The organism is Patulibacter sp. NPDC049589, assembly GCF_040675535.1.
Lineage (GTDB): Bacteria > Actinomycetota > Thermoleophilia > Solirubrobacterales > Solirubrobacteraceae > Patulibacter.
On the sequence record NZ_JBFAPC010000335.1, the window covers coordinates 1 to 1486 of the forward strand.

1 protein-coding gene and 2 pseudogenes are annotated in these 1486 nt (G+C 75.2%); 1 reads left to right on the forward strand and 2 read right to left on the reverse strand.

Annotated features, from left to right (window positions below; genetic code table 11):
- Both AB0L40_RS27810 and AB0L40_RS27815 read right to left on the reverse strand, forming a co-directional pair.
- A pseudogene (locus AB0L40_RS27810) lies at positions 1–132 on the reverse strand (ABC transporter); the annotation flags it as partial.
- 31 nt (positions 133–163) lie between these two features.
- Positions 164–832, reverse strand: coding sequence for an ABC transporter permease (locus AB0L40_RS27815; protein ID WP_364362049.1), 669 nt, complete (start codon positions 830–832; stop codon positions 164–166).
- Between the two features lie 421 nt (positions 833–1253).
- Between AB0L40_RS27815 and AB0L40_RS27820 the strand changes: the two are divergent.
- A pseudogene (locus AB0L40_RS27820) lies at positions 1254–1486 on the forward strand (hypothetical protein); the annotation flags it as partial.

Genomic DNA, 1486 nt, shown 5'->3' on the forward strand with positions numbered 1-1486 from the left:
CGGGCCGACGAAGACCACGATCTCGCCGGCGGGGATCGTCAGCGAGAAGTCCTCCACCGCAGGGGCGGCGCTCCCGGGGTAGTGCTTCGTGACGCCCTGCAGATCGATCGGCACGGCGGTGCCGGCCGCCATCGCGTCGCGGAGGCCGGTCGGGGTGCTGGAGTCAGGCACGGATCCCCTTCGAGATGGTGGCGCGGCCGAGCAGGGCGAGGAGCCCGTCGAAGACCAGCGCGATGACGATGATGCCGACGGTGCCGACGACCACCTGATTCAGGGCGTTCGCCCCGCCGAGCTGCCCGAGGCCGGCGAAGATGAACTCTCCGAGGCCCGGGCCGTTGACGTACGCGGCGATGGCGGCGATGCCGACGATCAGCTGCGTCGCCGTCCGCAGGCCGGCGAGGATCACCGGCCAGGCGATCGGCAGCTCGACCCGGACGAGGCGGCGCACCGGCCCCATCCCGAGCCCCTTGGCGCTGTCGAGCACGAGCGCGTCCACCTCTCGCAAGCCGGTGATCGTGTTGCTGACGATCGGGAGCAGCGCGTAGAGGACGAGCGCGACGACCACCGGCACCACCCCGAGCCCGAGGATCGCGAGCAGGATGCCGAGCAACGCGAACGACGGGAACGTGAGGAAGAGCCCGGCGACGGTCAGCGTGATCGCCGCGGCGACCGGCGACCGGTAGGTGAGCACCCCCAGCGCGACCCCCACCACCATCGCGATCCCGGCGGAGAGCGCGACCACCCAGACGTGACCCCAGGCGAGCTGGAGCACCGAGTCGGAGTTGTCGCGCACGTACGTGACGAGCGTGGATGCGAGCGGGGGAAGCGGCAAAGGGGGACGATCTGGTGCGTCGGCGCGGTCGGGCGACACCCGACCGCGCCCTGGCCGGGACGCGGCCGGGGCGGCGGAGTGGACACCGAGTGGCTACCCGGGAGCCGGGTGTCGCACACAACGGCGGCGGGATCGGCCGCCACGCCGGCCGCCGCCGGACGGCCGCCGGGTCACCCGAGACGCGAGGGCGCTCGCCTCGGCCGCTCGGAGGCACCGGGCGCTGCCGAGAGGCCGCGAGCGATCGGCGTCGTGTCCGCGGGCTCATGTCGCTGGTGAATGGATCCATTCGCCAGCGACATGGCGTCGCACCGGACGCGCGATCGCGGAGCCGGCGGGCACGCGCTCGGCCGGCGGCGCGCACCGGACGGACCGTGGTGGCGGCGCGCGCGACGGTGCCCGGACGACGCGTCACACTGTGACCGTGAGCGCGGGAGCCCCGACCGATCCCCTGTCCGCGGACGGGGCGCACGCCGCGAGCGTCCCGCTCGACGACGCCGTCCGGCTCGATCACGAGGCCGTCGACGGCGTCCCGCACGACGTGTCGAGGGGCGCGACCGCCCCGGCCGGCCCGGGCGTGCACCACGGCGACGCGGGCCACGACGGGGCGCCCGGCGCGACCGCGGCCGCCCCGGGCGCCGAGGACCCGGCCGCTCC